The 18,868-nt window shown below is 37.4% G+C and carries 17 protein-coding genes and 2 riboswitches; of the genes, 2 read left to right on the top strand and 15 right to left on the bottom strand.

Translation table 11 applies throughout. From position 1 onward, the window contains the following. Positions 1–439: 439 nt before the first annotated feature. The 14 genes from ACOZBY_RS20390 to ACOZBY_RS20325 all read right to left on the bottom strand — a co-directional run bounded on the left by ACOZBY_RS20390 (position 440) and on the right by ACOZBY_RS20325 (position 16,269). Positions 440–1,741: an NCS2 family permease gene (locus ACOZBY_RS20390; protein ID WP_031416433.1), complete on the bottom strand. Its 1,302-nt coding sequence runs from the start codon at positions 1,739–1,741 to the stop codon at positions 440–442. A gap of 131 nt (positions 1,742–1,872) precedes the next feature. Next, positions 1,873–1,974: riboswitch (purine riboswitch) on the bottom strand. Between the two features lie 228 nt (positions 1,975–2,202). Beyond that, positions 2,203–2,871, bottom strand: a complete 669-nt coding sequence (locus ACOZBY_RS20385; protein ID WP_422762643.1) for an MOSC domain-containing protein — start codon at positions 2,869–2,871, stop codon at positions 2,203–2,205. Positions 2,872–3,045: 174 nt separating this feature from the next. Next, positions 3,046–4,599: a glutamine-hydrolyzing GMP synthase gene (gene guaA, locus ACOZBY_RS20380; RefSeq protein ID WP_281486875.1), complete on the bottom strand. Its 1,554-nt coding sequence runs from the start codon at positions 4,597–4,599 to the stop codon at positions 3,046–3,048. Positions 4,600–4,753: 154 nt separating this feature from the next. Further along, a riboswitch (purine riboswitch) is annotated at positions 4,754–4,855 on the bottom strand. A gap of 32 nt (positions 4,856–4,887) precedes the next feature. Further along, entirely contained in the window at positions 4,888–7,071 is a 2,184-nt protein-coding gene (locus tag ACOZBY_RS20375; RefSeq protein ID WP_036164153.1) for a DUF4129 domain-containing transglutaminase family protein, read from the bottom strand. Continuing rightward, a complete protein-coding gene (locus tag ACOZBY_RS20370; RefSeq protein ID WP_012291999.1) occupies positions 7,068–8,249 on the bottom strand; it encodes a DUF58 domain-containing protein in 1,182 nt (393 codons plus the stop codon). Before ACOZBY_RS20370 ends, ACOZBY_RS20375 begins: the two co-directional genes overlap by 4 nt. Further along, positions 8,246–9,190, bottom strand: coding sequence for an AAA family ATPase (locus tag ACOZBY_RS20365; protein WP_012291998.1), 945 nt, complete (start codon positions 9,188–9,190; stop codon positions 8,246–8,248). The genes ACOZBY_RS20370 and ACOZBY_RS20365 overlap by 4 nt, the downstream gene beginning before the upstream one ends. 192 nt (positions 9,191–9,382) lie before the next feature. Beyond that, positions 9,383–10,063: an ABC transporter ATP-binding protein gene (locus ACOZBY_RS20360; protein ID WP_012291997.1), complete on the bottom strand. Its 681-nt coding sequence runs from the start codon at positions 10,061–10,063 to the stop codon at positions 9,383–9,385. Beyond that, positions 10,060–10,863 carry an ABC transporter permease gene (locus tag ACOZBY_RS20355; RefSeq protein ID WP_031416377.1) on the bottom strand — a complete coding sequence of 268 codons (804 nt, stop codon included), beginning with the start codon at positions 10,861–10,863 and terminating at the stop codon, positions 10,060–10,062. Before ACOZBY_RS20355 ends, ACOZBY_RS20360 begins: the two co-directional genes overlap by 4 nt. After that, on the bottom strand, positions 10,860–11,312 hold the full coding sequence (locus ACOZBY_RS20350; protein ID WP_031416375.1) for a nitrous oxide reductase accessory protein NosL: 453 nt from the start codon (positions 11,310–11,312) through the stop codon (positions 10,860–10,862). Before ACOZBY_RS20350 ends, ACOZBY_RS20355 begins: the two co-directional genes overlap by 4 nt. Next, the gene (locus tag ACOZBY_RS20345) at positions 11,309–12,580 is read right to left on the bottom strand and encodes a right-handed parallel beta-helix repeat-containing protein (RefSeq protein ID WP_422762646.1); all 1,272 of its coding nucleotides are present in this window, start codon (positions 12,578–12,580) and stop codon (positions 11,309–11,311) included. The genes ACOZBY_RS20350 and ACOZBY_RS20345 overlap by 4 nt, the downstream gene beginning before the upstream one ends. A gap of 59 nt (positions 12,581–12,639) precedes the next feature. After that, positions 12,640–13,281 (bottom strand): hypothetical protein, encoded by a 642-nt coding sequence (locus tag ACOZBY_RS20340; protein WP_036164151.1) that lies wholly within the window; start codon positions 13,279–13,281, stop codon positions 12,640–12,642. 206 nt (positions 13,282–13,487) lie between these two features. After that, the gene (locus ACOZBY_RS20335) at positions 13,488–13,808 is read right to left on the bottom strand and encodes a hypothetical protein (RefSeq protein ID WP_012291992.1); all 321 of its coding nucleotides are present in this window, start codon (positions 13,806–13,808) and stop codon (positions 13,488–13,490) included. Between the two features lie 157 nt (positions 13,809–13,965). Next, positions 13,966–14,790, bottom strand: a complete 825-nt coding sequence (gene nadE, locus ACOZBY_RS20330; protein ID WP_031416370.1) for an ammonia-dependent NAD(+) synthetase — start codon at positions 14,788–14,790, stop codon at positions 13,966–13,968. Positions 14,791–14,808: 18 nt separating this feature from the next. Further along, positions 14,809–16,269, bottom strand: a complete 1,461-nt coding sequence (locus tag ACOZBY_RS20325) for a nicotinate phosphoribosyltransferase (protein ID WP_422762642.1) — start codon at positions 16,267–16,269, stop codon at positions 14,809–14,811. Positions 16,270–16,581: 312 nt separating this feature from the next. On the opposite strand from ACOZBY_RS20325, the gene ACOZBY_RS20320 reads away from it, so the two are divergent. Beyond that, complete coding sequence (locus ACOZBY_RS20320; protein ID WP_012291989.1) at positions 16,582–16,923, top strand: P-II family nitrogen regulator; 342 nt, start codon at positions 16,582–16,584, stop codon at positions 16,921–16,923. Between the two features lie 13 nt (positions 16,924–16,936). Beyond that, positions 16,937–18,238, top strand: coding sequence for an ammonium transporter (locus ACOZBY_RS20315; protein ID WP_012291988.1), 1,302 nt, complete (start codon positions 16,937–16,939; stop codon positions 18,236–18,238). A gap of 66 nt (positions 18,239–18,304) precedes the next feature. Here the strand turns inward: ACOZBY_RS20315 and ACOZBY_RS20310 are convergent, their stop codons facing one another. Further along, positions 18,305–18,805: a methylated-DNA--[protein]-cysteine S-methyltransferase gene (locus ACOZBY_RS20310; RefSeq protein WP_422762641.1), complete on the bottom strand. Its 501-nt coding sequence runs from the start codon at positions 18,803–18,805 to the stop codon at positions 18,305–18,307. Positions 18,806–18,868 lie beyond the last annotated feature (63 nt).

Here is an 18,868-nt window from a genome sequence, read left to right as displayed (position 1 = left end):
TTTGATGTCCAAAATTTTGTTTCGTTCACTAGCTAGGCTAGCTACTTAAAACTTTATTGATTACGTTTTGCTTGTTCAGTTTTCAAGGTTCATTTGCTAGTTACTCTCAAGTAACTTTTTATAATTTAACATATTGTTAACATATTGTCAACTGTCTATGTTAATATTTTAAAAGTTGTTCGTTTGTTTCGTAACAACGTGTTTAAATATATCATCATAAAATAAAGTTTGCAAGCGTTTCATTAAAGTAAAACTATTCTTATTATTTAAAAGTGAGTTTCTTCTATAATAAATGTGAAAGCAACTTTATATAAAGTAATGCTCTATGAATAATAAAAAAGATGAATAGAGTAACAATAAAATTTTTTATTCAATCATAAAAAACTCCATTGTTAGAATCCTTACTTAACAATGGAGTTTTTTTCAAAGTATATTTAATTTATCGTACCCAGATGAAATATGCTAGGAAGACAAAGAATAAACCATACATCATAGGATGAATTTCTTTTCTCCGTCCCGCTAACAACATTGTGATTGGGTAGAACACGAAGCCAATTGCAATACCCGTAGCTATAGAATAACCAAGAGGCATCATTAATACCGTAAAGAATGCAGGTACGGCAATCTCAAATTTATCCCAATCAATTAAACGTAATGACGAAACCATTAATACCCCTACAATTACTAGCGCAGGTGCTGTTACTGCTGGCGTTACTACTGCTAATAACGGAGAGAAAAATAAAGCTACTAAGAAAAGTACTGCTGTTACTACCGCCGAGAACCCAGAGCGAGCCCCAGCTGCTACCCCCGAAGTTGATTCTACATAGGCAGTAGTCGTAGATGTACCAAATAAAGAACCAATTGTTGTTGCAAGTGCATCTGCCATTAATGCGCGACCTGCACGTGGTAATTTATTATCTTTGACTAAGCCAGCCTGTGTTGCCACAGCCATTAAAGTACCTGCTGTATCAAAGAAATCTACAAACAAGAATGTTAATACAACTACTAAAAACTTCACGTTAAATAATGATTTAATGTCTCCAAGTGGTTCTAGTGCCACCATGAATGTAGAATCCACACTTGGAATAGCAGAAACAATTGCTGTTGGAGGTTCAATAATACCTGTCACCATACCAATAATCGCAGTAATAACCATCCCTAAGAAAATACCGACACTGCGTAATTTAATAATCAGAATAACAGATAGAACGATGCCGAATACCGCTAATAATGTAGAGCCAGTGAAAGTTCCTAAAGTTACTAATGTAGCTGGACTATCTACAACAATTCCTGCACCTTGTAAACCTACGAAAGTAATAAACAATCCTATACCTGCCGAAACAGCATATTTAAGCTGTACTGGTATAGCGTTAATAACTGTTTCGCGAATACCTGTTAGAGATAGGATGATAAAGATAATCCCAGAGAAGAAGACGCCAGTTAGACCAGTTTGCCATGGAATACCATAAGCTCCAACAACAGTAAAGGCGAAGAATGCATTTAATCCCATACCAGGAGCTAGTGAAATTGGGAATTTAGCGAAAATACCCATTATTAAAGAACCAACTGCTGCAGCTAATGCTGTTGCTACAAAAACAGCACCTTTATCCATCCCTGCATTTTCTAGAATACCTGGGTTAACAGCTAGAATATATGCCATCGCAAGAAAGGTTGTAATACCGCCTATTATTTCGCGGCGGTAATTAGTTCCTAATTCATCAAACATGAAATATTTTTTCATTATAAAAAAATCCTCCGTATGGTCGTCCTCAATATCGAAAACAAAAAAGACACGCTGACTAATCTACTAGTCGCATGTCTACGATATATTTCATCCACATTAATGTGTGAAATAAATTAGGGTTTATACATTCGCATATAAACCTCAATCGTAGTCAAGTTATTTACGGTAACTTGGTAGAAACTCACGGGCCCTATCCCCGACATTATACGACGACTTATTTAATTTACATTCGTAATATATCATTTCACTTTTTAGATTTCAACCCTATTTCCGAACAATTTTATAAAATAAAATACGAAAGTTCGTGTAAATTTCTTATTTAATGTTCATATTTTAATAAACTGCTACTAAAAAGCCTAAGTACTGAACAATTCTCCGAACGCAAACAATAAAAAAACCCCTTAGAACTCACTCGAATTCTAAAGGATTTTATGGAAGGACTCAATTGCAGACAATCTTTAATTCATCACTTTACTTTGCAAAACCTGAATTCTTTTTTCTAACTTCTGTTTCCAATCTTCCGCCAATGCATCTACTGCTCGGATATGTTTCATCGCATCCGCATCTTTGTTTTTAAAATATACTTCGTTGCAATACAAAACCGAAACTTGGGCAGGATGCTTTTCTACTAATTCAATATTCGAGCTCGCACAGATTGTCCCCTCTTCTAGTACACGTCCAAGGAAGCCAGTATAACCAGTTTCAATCATACGTTTCAGCAATGTGTTTGATTCAGTATATTTGTCGATCGTGCTACAGGGAACACGCCCTTGTGTAATTTGAATGACAGCATCTCCTATTTTATAAATATCACCAATACAAGTATCCGCTTCTAGCATATTTGTAACCGTTAGATTTTCACCGAAAGCAGCAGTTGGTAGTGGTTTACCAAGTTCTTGTTCCCATTGTATGTAATGTTCCGCAGGATATAAACAAACTGCACGATCAGGACCACCATGATGTTTTTTATCAGCAACATCATCTCCGTCAAAGCCATGAGCTGACAAATAAACTTCTTGAATTTTTTGCTTTTCAATACCTGTAATCATTGAACGCCCTTTACTATCAATCAATTCTTTTGGCATCCCAACTGCTAATGTATGAATTATTGGTTTAATTTTTTCCATTTAAATCCCCCCCTAATCTGAATAGAACCATTTCTTTTGCATTCATTTAGTTTACTACACACAACACTTTACCAGCAATTTTTCCATGTTGAGATACTTTATTTAGCATAAATTCAGACATAGTGAAATCAAAAAAGCCCTAAAAACCTCTCAGGGCTTTTAGGGCTTTTGCTACTATTCCCACTCAATCGTTGCTGGTGGCTTAGATGTAATATCATACACTACACGGTTAACGTGTTTTACTTCGTTTACTAGACGGACAGAGATTTTTTCTAGTACATCCCATGGGATACGTGCCCAGTCAGAAGTCATACCGTCGATAGATGTTACCGCACGGATACCGATTGCGTAATCATACGTACGTGCATCGCCCATTACACCAACTGAACGGATATCAGGTAATACCGTGAAGTATTGCCAAATGTCACGATCAAGGCCAGCATTGGCGATCTCCTCACGTAAGATGAAGTCAGATTCGCGAACGATTTCTAATTTTTCTTCTGTTACTTCACCAAGTACACGGATACCTAATCCAGGACCTGGGAATGGTTGACGCCAAACGATTTTTTCATCCAGACCAAGCTCTAAGCCTAATGCTCGTACTTCATCTTTGAATAAAGTTTTTAGTGGTTCGATTAATTGGAATTGCATATCTTCTGGAAGTCCACCAACATTATGGTGAGATTTGATTGTTTGTGCAGTTGAAGTACCTGATTCAATAATATCTGTATAAAGAGTACCTTGAGCTAAGAAATCCATACCTTCAAGCTTTGATGCTTCTTCATCAAATACGTAAATAAATTCATTACCGATAATTTTACGTTTTTTCTCTGGATCTGATACACCCGCAAGCTTGTCCATGAAACGTTTGCGAGCATCAATTTTAATAAGATTCATATCGAAATCTTCAGTAAATGTTTTCATTACTTGCTCAACTTCACCTTTACGGTTTAAGTTGTGGTCTACGAACATACAAGTTAATTGGTCACCGATCGCTTTGTGGATAAGAACAGCTACAACTGAAGAGTCAACACCACCTGAAAGCGCACATAATACTTTTTTATCGCCTACAATTTCACGAATTTTTGCGATTTCAAGTTCGATGAAGTTGGCCATTGACCAATCACCTTTTGCTTCACAAACATCGAATACGAATTGACGTAATAAATCATTACCATAAACAGAGTGACGTACCTCTGGGTGGAATTGAACAGCGTATAGTTTACGTTCTACGTTTGCCATTGCTGTAATCGGACATGATGCGCTCGTTGCGATCACTTCAAATCCAGCAGGAACTTCTGTTACATGGTCACCATGGCTCATCCACACGATTTGCTCAGTTGGTAACTCACCAAATAATTTATTGGAAGCAGTTACTTTGATTTCAGCTTTACCATATTCACGAGTTTCAGCGCCTTCTACTTTACCACCATTTGTATGCGCCATTAATTGCATACCATAGCAAATACCTAGGATTGGTAGGCCTAATTCAAAAATGGCTGGATCCACATGGAAAGCATTTTCATCATAAACAGAGTTTGGACCACCTGAAAAAATAATACCAGCTGCGTTCATTTCTTTAATTTCTTCAGCAGTTACTGTATGTGGATGTAATTCACTGAATACACCAAACTCACGGATACGACGAGTAATTAATTGGTTAAATTGGCTACCGAAGTCAAGTACAACGATTTTTTCTTGCTCTTTTAATAAAGGGCTAGCTGTCAAAATTTCCACCTCTTCTACTATTATTAAAGGATCATTCATTTGTTCAAAGAAAAACGCGAAGAAAGTAAAATCTTTCTACGCGTTCAAAAAGCTCATGATGATTTATAAAGGCGAATGCGTAGCAAAGTAAAGTGATTTACTATACCTCTCACCTAGCGAATACATCCGCCTTCATAGAGAAATCATTTGTGGTGATTTCGTAGAAACATCCGAACCTTATTATCGAACTTATATGAAAGCAATCCTTGCATTTAATTTTTTTCATTTTACTCTTTGTCTAAGTTAAAATCAACCGATAGTGCGATTGATTAAATATTCCCAACTTTCTTTCAGCTTCATGAAATCCACTTCTTGTTTATCCTTCCCATAAACATGTTGCTCATAAACAGCCGTTAGCTTTTGCATTTCATCTGTTTCTAAGGATGCATCCACACGTTCGGCAAACATGTGCAACGTTTCTCCATCTCTCATACGCAGTCCAATACGTGATAATTGCTTCAGAAGAATATGATAAGAGGAATCAAAGGTAGACCAATCGGCAGTCTTTTTACGATATGCTCGCACATGCATTTTAGGCAGCCATGTTTTGCGCTGCAAGTATAATGCAATCCCACTAATCAGTAATAATATTAAACCAATTCCCCAAACATAAGCGAACTTCTTCATCCATGCCCAGAGCATATCCAGACTAAACGTTGATTTACTTTGCTCTTTATTGGACACTTGTTCCTGCTGTTGTGGCTGTTCAGGTTTTTGCTCTGGCTGTAGAATTTCTTCCTGTTCTGATGTATCTAATGGTATATCATAATCAATGTTAGCATTGCCACTAAAGCCTATTGTAGGTTCAAACTCCATCCAACCTGTCCCAGGTATATATGCCTCTACCCATGAGTGTGCGTTGTCATTGGTAATTCGATACTCTCGCAGACCATCTGTCATTGGCCCTGCCGTACCAGGCGCAAAACCTTTGACCCAGCGAGCCGGTATGCCTATTGAACGCAAAAGCACTACCATTGACGTTGAGAAATTATCACAATACCCTACTTTTGTATCAAATAAAAACTGATCGACATAATCTTGATTTTCTGCCGGAATAGCCGCTTGGGTTTTATCATACCTAAACCCGTTTGTCCGAAAATAACCTTCCACTGCCTTAATTTGATCGTAAACCGTAGTTTCATCCTGTGTTATCGCCAACGCCAAATCTCTTACCCGTTGTGGCAATTCCACTGGCAACTGCATAAAGCGATCAAAAGATAAATCTAACGTTTCAAGTGTGGCTGGCAGAGATAATTGCAACTGTTCCATACTATAGACTGGCTCACTATATGATAATGTATAGTTTGATAACGATTTAGATGTATCATTCTGCTGCTCTATAGTCATCCGTTCCGTCTGCTCATCCTGAATAAATAATGTGGAATCTTGTGCCGAAACAGATAATAAACCATATGTTTGGATTAAAAATGGCATCGAGGCCGCAATGTCCAATTGAATTTGACGCTCGTTTTCAGGTAATCCCACTTGTAATGAGGTCATAATCGGCGCATTTGACTCATATACATTTTTCCCAAAGTTCCCCTCTGACAAAATCCATCCCTTTGAGGTATAAGTATCCTTCGTTTCAACACGCCAATAATGACGATCACGAGAAGAAGCAGTAAAAATTAATGTATTATCTCCTTGGAAAGGTCCACCTAATTGACTATCGTCTTGACCATAGCCGACTGATTTCATGCCTGCTCCATTCCCATCTTGCCCAGTAACACCTTGGATAAATGGCACAGGGTCTGCCCATGTCGGCCCTGTCTTTGGTAAAAAGAAGGCGATACTACCAAAAAGTATTACGGAAACAAGCATCGGAATAACAATTTTCCATTTTCCAAACGCATTGCTCGTTGCACCCGCTTGAAGCCATAAACGTTTGACAAATAGGACACCTGTCATCATTAATCCTAGTATAACCACTTTAACAATAGCTGTTTTACCATTGTATTCACTAAACGTATCTAACGTAGCAATAAAGAATACTGTCATGACAAAAAAGTAAAATATATTTTTCCGCACGGAGACCCAATGGTGAATTAAGTAAACAAGCATCCATATTAATACTAGAAATAGCACTGTTCTAAAAGCATCGGATACTAGTCCAAAATCACCTGAAATAATGGCGGCCATATTGCCTTTCCATTCTGCTAATAAGAAGGATATGGTCTTTCCAGAGAGCACTGGGCTTTCGCTATAAATAAAGACAATACACCAGATAATATAACCTAACTTTACAATTCCTGATAATACAGGATGCACTCGGAATAAACTTAAAGCTAGAGACAAGCCAATAAAGACTAGGAAGAGATGAAACCCTCCTGTATTAGTTAATTGCATAATGGGCATTAGCCATTCACGCAATATAAAGAAAACGATAATATAGGCGACTGCCAACTCTAAAAATTCTCCTAACGACTGTTTCACGGCTTCATCACCCCCGTGAAAACATGATAAAAATCTGTTGGATCTACATAGACCATTTGAATATGTTTATAACGCAACGTAACCTCAGATTGCACAGGTGGCTGTTTTGTCACGACAAAACAAATACAACTTTTCACTATATTCGCAAGAGTATGTAGGAATTCATCTGATACTTCATTAGTTACATAAAGCAATGTCGCAACTTGCTTAAAGGCTTGCTGGTCATAAAATCGAAATTTTACATTCTCAGTAGGTTTGATAGCTGCCAAATGATACATAACCTGATCTAACTGCTTTTCACCTTGTATAACCGGAAACACCTTCGTCATTTCTCCAGCAGCAATAAAGGAAATATCACCAAGTTCCTGCACGATCATATTGAGCATAGATGCAACTAGTTCAATCTTATCCTCAAATAACGTTGATTTCTTGGCATCAAGCACTAACATTAACTCAGAGGATTGTCTATCCTCAAATTCCTTCGATTGTAAGGTTTGGGTTTTTGCGAAAGATTTCCAATGAATCCAAGAAAAACGATCCCCTGGAACATATTCTCGTAATCCAACAGACATAGTAGTATCCTTAACTATGGAATAAGGGGACATCATTGGCCCAACATCATATTTTGTTTGCAGTGCCGAATATTTCATTTCTCTGAGCCTTGGATAAACTAAAATAGTTTGTTCTTTCTCAGCCACAACCATTTTTTTGGCCCAGCCAAAAAAATCATAGAAAGCTATCGTAACACCCAAATAACGGTGTTCACCACGAGGCATATTTACTAGTTCATAATGCCAGTTAAATTTTTTTCTAAAGCCAACAAATTTGATAGCAGCTGAACTTTGTAGCTTGGCCTGTACTAATCCCTCACTATCTACAAGTTCCTCCATCATCATATAAGCAAAAGGGAAACGTGTTTTTCTCTCGACCGAAATCGTTACCTTCGCTGACTGACCACGTTCTATGTGTGAAGGTTCAATTTTGCGCTCTACTACTAGGATACTTTCCCTAACAACAAAGAAAAATAAGGCGTACACTAAAAATGGACTTACGGTAAAAAACACAAACCAACTAACAAAACCACCTTGGAACATTGCATAACAAAATGTTACAACCATTAAGAAAACCACTAATAGGAAATGTTTACTTTTCTCCAAAAAAGCTTTCCATTGCCTCATTGTTCTGCAAACCTTTTTGTTGGTACTGGCGTTTTGGCAATGATCCGTTCAATAATTTCATTGGCCGTTACATTATCGTAGCGAGCATCTGGTTTTAAAACTAGGCGATGACTGAAAACAAAAGGTACAAGGTATTGGACATCATCAGGTATGACATAGCTACGCCCTTTCATAAACGCGTAAGCTTGCGAAGCCTTCATTAAGGCTAATGTAGCCCGGGGACTTACTCCTAAATAAACATAGCTGTTTTCTCTAGTTTGAGTAGCAAGCTCCACCATGTAATTTTTTACTGAATCTTCAACGTACACTCCTTGAACAAGCTCTTGTAATTCAATTAATTGAGCTACTGACAATACAGCGTCGATCTTTTCAATTGCTTTGCCATTTTCCGCTCGACGTAAAATTTCTACTTCTTGCCCTCTAGTAGGGTAGCCCATCTTTATTTTCAACAAAAAACGATCAAGCTGGGCTTCCGGCAATGGATAAGTACCTTCGTGTTCTATCGGATTTTGCGTGGCCATTACAAAGAAAGGCTGATTAATGGCAAGTGTTTTACCATCAATAGTAACAGATGCTTCTTCCATCCCCTCTAGTAAAGCTGATTGCGTTTTTGGCGAGGTACGATTAATTTCATCAGCTAAAATAACATCGCCCATTATCGGTCCTGGACGAAATTCAAACTCCAAAGTCTTTGGATTATAAATAGAGATTCCCACTACATCGGAAGGTAATAAATCTGGAGTAAATTGAATTCGTTTAAACTGTGCATCAAAGGATTTGGCTAATGAACGAACCATCATTGTTTTCCCAACACCAGGCACATCCTCTAACAATACGTGCCCCCTCGCTAATAAAGCAACAAGGCTCAGCTCAGCCACCTCTCTCTTTCCAATCATTACTTTCTCTATATTTTCTAGCACATTTTGTATTTGAGAATTCATAAATTAAAAAACCTCCATTCCACCGAACAATTGTGTGAATTGCACGATAACTTATCATAAGCATATCGAAATATGTCTAGTAAAACAATTATCAGAAACTCCTTCCCTTTGATAACACTTAATAAACAAGGCTTGTTTGAACATAGTCAAACAAGCCTTGTTTATTATACAACGTCACTAATCATTAGAATGTTACAATTCTAATCTTTTTAACCATATCTCTTCCAAAGATGTAGAATTTTCTTGTGTAAAAATTTCAGTGATCGGACCAGAAATAATAATTTCCCCATCATGTAAAACTAATACATCATCTGCTATTTCTTCAGCAAATGACAGCAAGTGAGTAGAGAATATGACCGTATTTCCTTTTTTCTTTTCCTCTATCATCACATGTTTCAGTTGTGCTATCCAAAATGGATCAAGACCATTTGTCGGTTCATCCAAGATTAGCAAGGATCCACTTCCAAGTAAACTTTGCGCAAGATTTAATCGTTGAAGCATCCCTTTAGAGAACTGTTTAGCTGGTTGATTGCGAACATCCCACAAGGAAACACGCTTCAATATACGCTCTTGCTCATCTTGATCTACTTGTTTTAAAGATGCCAGCAGTTCAAAAATTTCTGCCGCCGTTAGCATGATTGGAAAATTTACGTCATCAGGCATATAACGAATTACTTGCGGTTTATGCCATATCATTTCTCCAGACTTTTTCTTTTCTTGTCCCGTTAGTAAACGGATCAACGTACTCTTCCCAGCTCCATTGCCCCCAACCAATGCTAGAATTTTACCCGAATGTAGTGTAAAGGTAGCTTCTTTTAAGCCTCTACCATTTCCATAGACATTGGCTACATTTTTTGCTTCTAATAGAATCATCGCTTTGGGTCCTCCTTTAAAAACTTCGTAGCCAGTATAAGTGGTAGAATGATCCAAAGAAGCGTCACTATCACATACATCACATGACCCTCAGGTGACGAATAAAATTTCGTTACACCATAAAATGCTGGACCAAGCACACTAGCCTGATGGGTGAATATAAAATAACCAAAGCGTAGCCATTCTACTGGATTAATATGTATCGATATAATGGTAAGTTTTTGTAAAACATGACCCGCTACAACTGCACCAAGAGCCATTAAAGCATAAGAAATGAGCAGTAAAAAAAAGGACCATACAACAAGTGACAGGGCTAGTGCAAATAATCTTGTTTTAGCCATTGCCCCCAGTACAATACCCAATGAGACAAATATAAAGATACATAATAACGTAAGGATTACTAAAATAATCGGTAACTGTACGCCATCCAATAGACCACCTAATGCTAAGACAACACCAAACGCCACAAGCACTACTAATAAAAAAGCAAGTGATATAGCCACATACTTCCCTATAATATATTGCGCTATTTTCATGGGATATGTTTTTAATAACGAAAACCAACCAGATTCTATATCGCCAGCTAAACTCATACTTCCAATGGTGATAATGAATAAGGGCAATAGAAACAATAACACATTTAAAAATGATGCTGTTTGACGTGTAAAGCCCTCCATATCAGGTAATGCCATTCGTTGAATGACTATAATGGCTACAAATACAAATGTAAAAAGAAAAGCTACTAGTTGCATCCAATGGCTTCTTAAAATTTGCTTTAGCTCTATTTTCACAAACATCATTTATGAATCCCCCAATTAAACGTCAGCAAATCTTGATAGGCTAATAATTGCCCCTCTCCTTCATTGGTCATCCATTCCTGTGCCTCAGCCTCTGTCGCAAACGCAAGAACGCCATAGTTCATCGGCGTCCAATAGCCTGGATTATATACATAGGTAGCTTTATAAACATCAATCCATTCATTATTTGCTTTATTTTTAATATAGGCTGCGCCAATTTCACCCTCACCATTTAGCGTAAGATAATCCATCAAACATCCAATATCATCAAAAATCTTATAATCTCCATTTGTTAATACAATTTGTCCAGCATATTCTTGATGAACGATACTCATATTACAAATTTCACAAATATCTGTTTCACTGATAATATCACGTGGGTTATATACTTTTCCGCTGCAACCGCCCAATATTGTACTACATATAACTAGAATGGTTATCCACCTTATCATACTAACATTCCTCTTTTCCACAGCCAAAATCCACCCATAGTTACAACCAAACCAATAATGAATTGTAGGATGTTAATCGAAAGCCCCTTCTCTTTCGTATGGCTAATTAATCTCGGTTCGTTATCTACAAGTAAATTTTGTTCTGTCTTATTCACTTGCTGATCAAGTGACGTCAGGATCATAACACTCGGTGATGCCACAAAAAATTGATAAACTGGTTGTCTCACCATCCATTGACCAAAGCTCGAAACAGCTACATATGGAACATCTCCAAAACCATCTCCTGCAACATCTATCCCTCTATAATCATCATAAAAATTGCGAACTAATCGCAAACCTTGTTGGTCTGATCTTGCTGTCAATATATTTCCAGTAAACTGATTATCCTTTATAATAGAGTGCTTATCTACCTTTGTTCCTTCTAAGGCAGTCTGATTCATCTGAAACCGATTTTCTTGTATTTGTATAACTGAACATTTTTGCAATGCTACGCCCACCCGATTATTTTGAAAGCTATTTTTTCTTACCTTTGCCTGTTGAGTGTCATACATTAAAAGACCATAGCTATTGAAATCATTATGGTTTCTAACTGTATTACTGGCTATTTCTAAGTCAGTAGTCATCATTACCATAAGACCTGTAACATTTTGAAAATATGAATTGAAATCCACCTTGATATCACTTGAATACATAAAATGCGTCCCATATCGACTATTTGTCACTTCGTTTTGACGCACATCGATTTGTTTTGCTTCTTCTACATATATTCCATCTTGCACAAGATCAATAGCATTGTGTTCAATAGCAATGTCCTCACTTTTAAACACAGCAACCCCATTGCCTTTTTCAGCATAATGTAACTGATTACCAACAATCTTATTTTCAACTATTCGAATATGCTTAGAACGTTGAATATGGATACCCACTTGTATATTCTTTATCTCAATAGCTTTCAGTTTTAAATTCTCCGTTTCATTAACAACAATTCCTTTGTTTTTGGCAGAAATCATTATATTTTCGATAGAGACATTAGCCGTATGGTCAATTTTTAGTGCAGGTTCAGTATTTTGAGAATAAAGTTCAACCCCTTTTTCACCTAGGAGTTTAATCGGTTTCTTTACTATAAAATTTCCTTGGTAAAGGCCGGCAGGAATATGAACAATTTCTCCTGGTTTCGCTTGATCAATAGCCAATTGAAGATCAAACTCCGCATTCGCTGTTTGACTTGCCCATAGAAAAAACAATACGAACAAACATATTCGTTTCATCACGTTCACCACCTTATTCAGCATAAAAAGACTAGAGGAGAGCCCCCTAGTCTAGGCTTTTAATGGCCATGTCCCTCTTGCCCATGATTCATTTCATTTGAATGCATAGAACTAGAATCTCCACTTTCTTCCTTAGCCTTTTTTTCCATCATTTTCTTACGTCGTTCCAATGCGTCATCTTTAATTTTTTGTAGTTCTTCAACATAAGCATTCGGATTTTCTTGGATGTATGTATCTGCTTCCGCTTTGTTCACGAAGTAAATATAGCCCCAGTTCATCGGAGATTTCAGCTCTGTTTTCACAATTGTTACATCTTCGACCTTCGCCCACTCCTTCGTCACAAAATCACGGACGAATTTGGCATTTTTCTCTTCATTGGCAACCTCTGCATTTAACAAACAGCCAATATCATCATAAAATGCAATAGTTCCATCTTCTTTGATCGCTTGCGTTGAAAATACGCCCATCTCATGATCCTTCATGTATACCTTCATATTACACATTTCACAAACTGTATCTTCCTTTGGCTCTTGTAACCGTGAATCGACAAGCGAAGCAACTTGTACAGAATCATCCACTACTTCCGTTTCCATTTCGGTAGCATCTTGCTCTGATCCCTTCTCCTTTACCTGTGGTTTTTCGCTATTACATGCTGCAAGTAAAAATAATAATAATAATGCTGGTAACCATAATTTTTTCACAAATTTTTTCCTCCAATTTTAATTTTCTGTTGCCATATTCTACAATACAGATTAGTTGTGAAATTAGTAAAAAATCGAGGTGAAGATTTGGAAAAATTATCTTGAACATTCAATGAACATCTTCATTTCAAATAATTTGAATTTAGTGCTTCTTTTTCACTCGCATCAAAAACTCCCCACATGTTTAGCTGTGGGGAGTTTAGTCTTTATATGGAAGAACGGTAACTATTAAGTAACTTCTTTTGTCTGCTTAAACGACTAAGTTTTAACGCAGTTTCATTTAATTCGCGACGAATTTGCAAATCATTCGTACTATCCATATGGATGGGCGCAGTTTGCTGATGCTGTTTCTGTTGATTTGGTGTATTGATCGAACTGCGCTTCTTCTCTTTATTTCTTTGCAAACTATTTTTAAATAAATTTTGTGGATTTTGCCCAAAATTATGGCTAATATCACCTGCATGTAGATACTGATTTTCCTGACGAAAAACACTACTTGTCGTTGCATTTACTCTAGAAGTCCTCATATTAAGTTACCCTCCCTTACATTTTATAATCCTTATAGGTAATTATATCGACATTATATGATGATATTTAACAACATAGAACCAAATTGCATAAAAAAAGAGAGAAAAGAGCTATTTTCAAAAGTGAGATTCACTTTTATAACCCTTTTCCCTAATTTTACTTCCAAAAAACATCAAATATTGTAATAGGCATATGGCGTTTATGTTGTGAACGCAAATAATACCCTTCTAGTAATTGGCGAGGTTCTTCTGGGATTTCCTTTCCCTCTAAATAATCATCAATTTGATCATAGGACACACCAAGAGCCACTTCATCTGGCAAAGATGGACGATTTTCCTCCAAGTCTGCTGTTGGTACCTTCGTATAAAGATGCTCTGGACAATTGAGTTCTGCCAATAACTGCTTCCCTTGTCTTTTATTTAAACGAAAGATTGGCATTAAGTCAGCTCCTCCATCACCAAACTTAGTATAAAAACCTGTAATAGCCTCTGCCGCATGATCCGTTCCTAATACAACTGCTCCATTCATTGCAGCAATCGAATATTGCACTTTCATACGCTCCCGCGCTTTTTCGTTCCCTTTGACAAAATCATTCAGCTCAACACCCGCATTTGCTAGGGCCTTCACACTCGCATCGACAGCATCTTTTATATTAACTGTATAAGACCCCGTTGGCTTTATATAGTCGATAGCGTCCTGACAATCTTGCTCATCTGCTTGCACTCCATACGGTAAGCGAATCGCCCAAAATGAATATTTCATTTCACCAACTTCTTTATTCAATTCATCAACAGCTAGTTGCGCTAGTTTTCCTGTTAACGTTGAATCCTGACCACCAGAAATACCAAGAACAAATCCTTTTACAAAACTATAATGTTTCGCATATTCCTTTAAGAAATCAATGGATTTACGTATTTCCTCCTGCGCATTAATAGTTGGTTGTACACGTAATTCTTCAATGATCTGTTGCTGTAAAGTCATCGTTCCATCACTCCCTATTTACATTTGCTTAACCATGTTATGAACTTCTTCAATATTGCGCATTTTATTATCCCAGCATTTTTGACTTAAATCGACTGGATACTCTTCAGGATTCATCGCACGTTTATATTCATCCCATAGCAGCTCTAAATTTCCGGCTGCATAGTCACGCATTTCCTCAAGCGTTGGGTTTGTATAGTTTATTTCGCCATGATGAATCACATGCTGATGTAAATTTTTCGCTTCGAAATTCGTGACAAATTTAGATACAAACGTGTGAATTGGGTGGAACATTTTAATACGCTCCTCCTCCTGAGGATTTTCATCCTGCATCGCGATGTAATCTCCCTCTGCTTTGCCATTCTTTTTATCGATAATACGATATACATTTTTGAGACCTGGCGTTGTTACCTTTTCAGCATTCGCTGATATTTTAATGGTATCCTCCAATTGACCTTCACTATTTTCAATGGCAACCATTTTGTAAACAGCTCCTAACGCAGGCTGGTCATAAGCTGTAATAAGCTTCGTACCAATTCCCCACATGTCAACTTTTGCCCCTTGAGCTTTTAAATTTAATATGGTGTATTCATCCAAATCATTTGAAACAATAATTTTCGCATCATGGAAACCAGCCGCATCTAGCATGCGACGAGCCTCTTTTGATAAAAACGCAATGTCTCCACTATCTAAACGTATACCAATAAAATTAATTTTGTCACCTAATTCTTTGGCTACTTTTATAGCGGTTGGAACACCAGATTTCAAAGTATTGTACGTATCTACAAGAAAAACACAATCTCTATGACGCTTTGCATAAGAATGGAAAGCATCGTAATCATTTTTATACGCCTGTACCAAAGCATGAGCATGTGTGCCAGACACCGGGATGTTAAACAGTTTACCTGCTCGTACATTACTAGTGGAAGCAAAGCCACCTATGAATGCTGCACGCGTCCCCCAAATAGCTGCATCCATTTCCTGAGCGCGTCGTGTACCAAATTCCATGGCCACTTCATTTTTAATAATTTGTTTAATACGGCTAGCCTTCGTTGCTATTAATGTTTGATAATTAACGATGTTCAATAATGCTGTTTCTATAAGCTGAGCCTCCACTAATGGAGCTTCAATTCGAACAATTGGTTCATTGGCAAAAACAAGCTCTCCCTCTACCATCGAATACATATCCCCTGTGAATCGAATATCTTTTAAATACTCAATAAAGTCCTCTTTATAACCAACTTCCTCACGTAAATACGTAATATCAGATTCACTAAAACGGAAATTGCGTAAATAATCCAGCATTCGCTCTAGGCCAGCAAATATTGCATAGCCATTGCCAAAAGGTAATTTTCTAAAATACAACTCAAAAATTGCTTTTTTATTATGTATCCCATCAGCCCAATAGGATTCGGCCATATTGATTTGATATAAGTCTGTGTGTAGCGCTAAGCTATCGTCTGCATAGTTTGATCTCACAAGAAACCCCTTCTTCCGCTTTGATAATTAGTCCTAGTATACACTATATACCCAAATTCTTGCGTATGACATTCTCACTCCTCTATGTTAGGTTTTCTAACATTAATAGTCAGAAAATTTAGAACTGTTCATATTTTAGACACAAATTTTAGTACCGCTTTCATTCCCATTCTGAAACCTTTTTCTCACGAATATTTCGAGAACAAAAATAATTCATGTAATAAAAACTAACACAGATTTCCAAAAAGTAATTGCACTCCTGTTCAAGGCAATTTATCATGTAAATTAAAATTACGCAAGGAGCTGGTACAGATGAAAAAAATCGAAGTAATCATTCGTCCTGAGGTTTTTGGAGCCGTTCGGGACGGTCTTGCACAACAAGGAATTGCAGGGTTAAGTGTCTCTGAAATCGCAGGTTGTGGTCGTCAATTAGGGCGGACTGGTTTATTTCGTGGTAATACGTATGAAATCGAATTTTTACCTAAATTGAAATTAGAAATGATTGTAGATGATAGTAAAGTGGATGGCATTGTAGAAATACTATTGCGTGAAGCAGCCACTGGCAAGGTTGGGGACGGGAAAATCTTCATTTATCCAGTAGAACAAGCGATTCGTATCCGAACAAAAGAAGTCGGATCAATTGCAGTAGAATAAGGGGGCGATATAGATGGAAGAAATAATATTATCGGTTAATTTAATTTGGGTGATGTTAGGCACAATTTTAGTCTTTTTTATGCACGCTGGATTCGCTATGGTAGAGGCAGGATTTACACGTTCAAAAAATGCTGTTAACATCATCATGAAAAATTTTCTTACCATTTCCCTAGGGGGAATTGTTTATTTTTTATGTGGCTATGCCATTATGTTTGGTGACACTGTAGGTGGTATATTCGGCATAAGCGGCTTTGCTTTAAACGGAGTCGATGATCTTTCATTCTTTATTTTCCAAGCAATGTTTGCTGCAACAGGAGCAACTATTTTATCTGGCGCTGTAGCAGAGCGTACTAATATTTTTGCTTATATAGGAATTATTATACTAATGTCATTAGTTGTTTATCCAGTTGTAGGCCATTGGGTTTGGAGTGGTCAAGGTTGGTTGACTGATTTAGGCTTTGTAGATTTTGCCGGCTCGACAGTCGTTCATTTAACAGGTGCTGTAGCCGCTTTTGTCGCAGCAGTTATGGTTGGACCACGACTAGGTAAATATGAAAACGGTCGAGTAAATGTTATTACAGGTCATAGTATACCATTAGGAGCATTAGGCGTATTTTTACTATGGTTCGGTTGGTTTGGCTTTAATGGTGCATCCACTTTAGCTGCTGATCCTGAACTTGTTCCAAATGTCATTGCTAATACATTTTTTGCAGCGGCCGCTGGTGTCGTAGCAACCGCCTTCTATACGAAGTTCCGTTATGGCCATATTGACGGCTCCCTCACATTAAATGGTGCACTAGCAGGACTAGTAGGAATTACAGCAGGTGCAGCGAATGTCAGCATTATCGGTTCTATTATCATCGGCCTTATCGCCGCCCCATTACTTGTTGAAGGTGTACGATTCCTTGAGTGGAAGCTAAAAGTGGATGATCCAGTTGGTGCAATTGCTGTACATGGTATTTGCGGTGTATGGGGGACACTAGCAGTTGGATTATTTGATAGTAACGGTCAAGGTTTATTTTATGGTGGGGGCTTGAGTCTATTAGGCATTCAAGCAGTCGGTGTTATTGCTACAATAGCCTGGGTTAGTGTTTCTGTAACAGCTGGTATATTTATCATCAAAGCTTTTGTACCATTACGGGTAACGGCTGAAGAGGAAATTGCTGGTTTAGACGTTATAGAGCACGGAGCTCCGGCCTACGAATTCCAAGATATTTTCAAGAGCTCTGCTGTTCGAGGAGAAACCTTTGCACATCGTTTAACACATTTCGGTAAAACCCAAAGCAACGTACAACAAGAAGAACAACACATATAACCAAAAGAAAAATCTGCTCTGCCTTTAATAAAGTAGCAGGCAGATTTTTTTAGCAAACTAATGATGTTAAGCTTTCTCTAGTTCTAATAAAAATTGTTTTACATCTAGTCCACTACGAAAACCTGTTAATTGACCATTTTTTCCAATGACCCGGTGACATGGAATAATTGCTAAGATTGGATTTGCACCAATAGCACTGCCTACAGCCCTAACCGCTTTGGGGTTCCCAATACGTTCTGCAATACTTCCATACGATGTTGTTGAACCATAGGGTAATTCTTTAAGGGCGTCCCATACAGCTAATTGAAAAGGTGTCCCCTTCACATGGATAGGTACATCAAATTCTGTCAGTTCCTTATTAAAGTATGCTGTTAATTGTTCTTTATATGGTTGCAATTGCTCTTGATTTTCTTCAAAGCTATAACCTTTGAAAGGCTTTTTAGCCCACTCTTTAACCTCATCAAATGATGCATTAGGTGTTCCAATATAGGCAAGTCCATTATTTGAAGCCACAATGTACATACTACCTTGTGCAAACGTTAATATATCAAAATACAATTTTTCCATTCCCTTTTCTCCCCATTTCTAAAATCTTATATTTAAACTGCATCTTTCCTTCATTTCATGCTA

Source organism: Lysinibacillus sp. NPDC056220 (genome assembly GCF_049315265.1).
GTDB lineage: Bacteria > Bacillota > Bacilli > Bacillales_A > Planococcaceae > Lysinibacillus > Lysinibacillus pinottii.
Note: the sequence above shows the minus strand (reverse complement) of the source record. Positions and strands in the feature narration are given on the sequence as shown.